3 protein-coding genes and 2 pseudogenes are annotated in these 3,971 nt (G+C 53.4%); 2 read left to right on the top strand and 3 right to left on the bottom strand.

Annotated features, from left to right (window positions below):
- Positions 1-229, top strand: a pseudogene (locus tag HMPREF9538_RS32560) (hypothetical protein); the annotation flags it as partial.
- Positions 230-703: 474 nt separating this feature from the next.
- Positions 704-1,902 (top strand): annotated as a pseudogene (locus HMPREF9538_RS18790) (RNA-guided endonuclease InsQ/TnpB family protein).
- 22 nt (positions 1,903-1,924) lie between these two features.
- Here HMPREF9538_RS18790 and HMPREF9538_RS29575 read toward each other — a convergent pair.
- The 3 genes from HMPREF9538_RS29575 to umuD form a co-directional block, all read right to left on the bottom strand.
- Complete coding sequence (locus HMPREF9538_RS29575; protein WP_001776126.1) at positions 1,925-2,080, bottom strand: hypothetical protein; 156 nt, start codon at positions 2,078-2,080, stop codon at positions 1,925-1,927.
- 138 nt (positions 2,081-2,218) lie between these two features.
- The gene (locus HMPREF9538_RS18795; protein ID WP_004152715.1) at positions 2,219-3,490 is read right to left on the bottom strand and encodes a Y-family DNA polymerase; all 1,272 of its coding nucleotides are present in this window, start codon (positions 3,488-3,490) and stop codon (positions 2,219-2,221) included.
- On the bottom strand, positions 3,490-3,915 hold the full coding sequence (gene umuD / locus HMPREF9538_RS18800) for a translesion error-prone DNA polymerase V autoproteolytic subunit (protein ID WP_004178083.1): 426 nt from the start codon (positions 3,913-3,915) through the stop codon (positions 3,490-3,492). Before umuD ends, HMPREF9538_RS18795 begins: the two co-directional genes overlap by 1 nt.
- Positions 3,916-3,971: the final 56 nt, after the last annotated feature.

The following is a 3,971-nucleotide window of genomic DNA, read 5'->3' as shown; positions in this document are numbered from 1 at the left end:
CTGGGACCACGGTCCCACCTGCATCGTCGGCACATTATTAGTTAGGGATAACGGTTCAATCAATGCCTGTCACGAACAGGTATTGGCTTGTCGCCAGCAACCCGATGAGCGGAGTAATCACGCAGCAGGGCGGCTATTACAGGCGATGGTGAAAGCTCTATTGGGATCTGAACGAAGCATGTTGAGTGAAATTTGCAAAATTTCGCAGAGTATGCAGCTTAATCTTTAAGTTTCCGCCGGCATTTTTAAAGCCAGCTACCGACGCTGCGCGTTGGCCGGCCCTTCGTCCGGCGGGTAACCAGTACCGGCCGATCTTACGACCCTGGATGAACATCATCCCGTCAGCAGCGTCTCCACTGTGATGTCGTTTTTCACACTGTGCGATCACAAAATAGAACGGGGAGGGACAACATATGGTAGGAAAAGCAACTGCCAGAGACACAATATATTGATTATCCACAGTAACGGGGGATAACCGTGTGGGTAACATATTGAAAGTCCGTCACGTTATCGTATTAATTGACTTTGTAGACACCACTGGACCATAAAAAGAATCCGGGGGAATCATCACAGCGCATAAACATACCGTTTGTTTTTGGGGGACGGCAAGAGGCCCCTGTTATCCAGTGCGCCGTAAAACCCCGACCTTCAGGGCGGGGATATAAGGCGCGGTTTTCCGACTAACTTCGGTTAAAATAGCCTCATGAAACGACTTCAAGCCTTCAAATTCCAGTTAAGACCGAATGGTCAGCAGGAGCGCGATATGCGGCGCTTCGCTGGGGCTTGTCGCTTCGTCTTTAACCGTGCGCTGGCGCTTCAAAACGAAAACCATGAAGCGGGGAACAAATATGTTTCCTACACCAAAATGGCTTCATGGCTCATTGAGTGGAAATCACACCCTGATACCCAGTGGCTAAAAGACACGCCATCACTGCCGTTGCAGCAGTCGCTCAAAGATCTGGAGCGCGGCTACAAGAATTTCTTCCAGAAGCGTGCAGCATTCCCTCGTTTCAAGAAACGCGGCCAAAACGATGCCCGCAAGGCGTGAAGCTCGATCAGACCAACAATCGTATATCGCTTCCTAAGTTGGGCTGGATACGCTATCGCAATAGCCGTGAAGTCATCGGCGAAGTTAAAAACGTCACGGTCATCCAGTCATGCGGCAAATGGTACGTTAGCATCCAGACGGAATACGAAGTGCCTGAACAGGTTCATAAGGCAGCGTCAATGGTCGGTTTGGACGCCGGAGTCACGAAACTTGCCACGCTTTCTGATGGCACCGTATACCAGCCAGTCAACAGCTTCAAAGCAAGCCAGCGTAAGCTGGCTATGCTTCAACGGCAGTTAAGCCGCAAAGTTAAATTCAGTGCCAGTTGGCAGAAACAGAAGAAAAAAATCCAGCGTCTGCACTCACACATTGCCAATATCCGGCGCGACTACCTTCACAAAGTCACCAGTGAAATCAGCAAAAACCACGCGATGATCGTCATTGAGGACTTGAAGGTCAGTAACATGTCGAAATCGGCAAAAGGTACGGCAGAGCGGCCCGGACGAAACATCAGAGCCAAATCAGGCTTAAACCGTTCGATACTGGATCAGGGCTGGTACGAAATGCGCAGACAGCTTGAGTACAAGCAGCTCTGGCGTGGTGGTCAGGTACTGGCGATACCTCCGGCATACACAAGCCAGCGTTGTGCCTGCTGTGGTCATACGGCGAAAGAAAACCGTCAAACGCAAAGTAAATTCGTGTGTCAGGTATGCGGCTATACCGAGAACGCCGATATCAACGGAGCACGTAACATTTTAGCGGCAGGACATGCCGTGCTTGCCTGTGGAGGGATGATACAGTCGGGCCGCCCGCTGAAGCAGGAACCCACCGAGGCGAGTCAGGCTCCGGTCTGAACGCTGTAGGAATCCTCGCCCTTCAGGGCGGGGAGGATGTCAACAATTGCACCAGGTCTTTTTCGTCCAGCGCATCGAGCATTTGTTCATACAGAGCCGCGGGCACACAATAAAAAACAGGGCGGTTGCGGTCAATAATCGCGACCGGGTAGCCGCCGCCGGCACTGGCGGTGGCCACCGGATCGTTTTTAAGTTCTCAGACGCTGGCAGTCACATCACACAGAATGATGTTTGTCATGGTTCCCTCCTGAGACAAGTCATCTGTATGATCGGTAAAGTAAGCTCTGGCGGCAAGTCCCGTCTGTCATTTCGACGGTCAGAAACGGGCAACCGGCAGCTCCTTCCAGCGGGTGGTATATGCCGGTGACAGCATCTCCCGTTTCATCTGCCAGTCCGGCGCAATACCCCGTCCGGCAAACCAGACTTTCCCGAGTCCGGAATGATTAATGCCGTCGAGTACCTTCATCAGCGCATCGCTGTGCGGCCGTGGCTGCACGTCATCGAACAGATTCAGCTGCGCGACGCCGTTCGGACTGAAATCATTGAGCATTATCCCCGCTTTTGCGTAGCGGTGGCCATCGAGCCAGATCCTGTCCAGAGACCTGACCGCTGCCGCGATAATGTCCCGGGTGTCACGGGTAGGGGTGTTCAGTTTTTCCGTGGCCACGTTACCGTAATACGGCTCATTAACCGCAAAAGGGGATGTCTTGATGAAGGTGCTGATATGCCGGCAGTACTGTCGCTCACCGCGCAACTTTTCCGACGCGCGCTCGGCATACTGGCAGACGGCCTGGCGCATTTCTTCGTAGGTGGTGATCCGCTGCCCGAAGCTACGACTGCAGACAATCTGCTGTTTCGGCGGCGGCGCTTCCTCCAGTGAAATGCAACTCTCGCCGTTCAGCTCACGTACCGTGCGCTCCAGCACTACGTTGAAGTTTTTCCGGATAAATGTGGGGTTCGTCAGCGACAGCTGCAGGGCGGTGGTGATCCCCATAACGTGCAGCTTTTTCGCTATCCGGTTCCCCACGCCCCAGATTTCTTCCACCGGCTGCAGGCTGAGTAATTTTGCCGTTCTGCGTGGATTTTCGGGCGACAGCGCCAGTACCCCCCTGAATTGTGGCCATTCCTTTGACGCCCACTGCGCCGATTTGGCCAGTGTTTTTGTGGCGCCGAAGCCGACACCGATCGTCAGTCCGGTTCCACTGAGAACATGCCCACGCAGCTGCCTGCCAAAATCCTCCAGATCCATACAGTGGCCAATTCCCCGGGCATCCAGGAAACATTCGTCAATTGAGTATTGTTCGACGCGGGGCGACAGCTCTTCCAGCAGGGCGACCACACGGTTACTCAGGCTCGCGTAGAGCTCGTAGTTGCTGGAAAAAACGTACAATTTTTCAGGAAACTGCGCCTCTTTGAGCTGGAACCAGGGGGTTCCCATCTTTATACCCAGCAGTTTGGCTTCAGCACTCCGGGCAATAACGCAGCCATCGTTGTTACTGAGAACGACGACAGGTTTGCCGCGCAAATCCGGCCTGAAAACCTTCTCGCAACTGGCGTAGAAGGAGTTGACGTCAGCCAGGGCGAACATCAGTCTGCCCTCCGGGTTTTATGAATGAAGGCTGTCACCACGCCGAAAATTTGCAGCGTTTCCGGATCCGGGTACAGGGAAGGGAAGTCCGGGTTCATCGCCTGCAGGGCTGGCCGCGGCGTCAGAAGCAGGCGTTTTACCGTAAATTCACCCTCAATTTCCGCGATAACAATATCCCCGTGCCGCGGCTGTTCTGCTTTATCCACGACCAACAGATCGCCGGAATAGAGGCCAATATCAGTCATTGAGTTGCCAATCGCCCTGACAAAATAGGTGGAGTGGCGCCGGTGAATGCAGTACTCATTCAGATCCAGTTCAGACTCAGTGTAGTCTGATGCCGGTGACGGAAAACCCGCAGGGCATCGCTCTGTGAACAAAGGAATTTTTACTATGCTGGCTTCTGATACTGCAGGAATGAACTTCATCGTTTTTTTCCTCGCTTAAAGCTGTATATATATACAGTGTGCGCCGGGAGACCGGT

The sequence above is a fragment of the Klebsiella sp. MS 92-3 genome, assembly GCF_000195655.1.
Classification (GTDB): domain Bacteria; phylum Pseudomonadota; class Gammaproteobacteria; order Enterobacterales; family Enterobacteriaceae; genus Klebsiella; species Klebsiella pneumoniae.
Note: the sequence above shows the minus strand (reverse complement) of the source record. Positions and strands in the feature narration are given on the sequence as shown.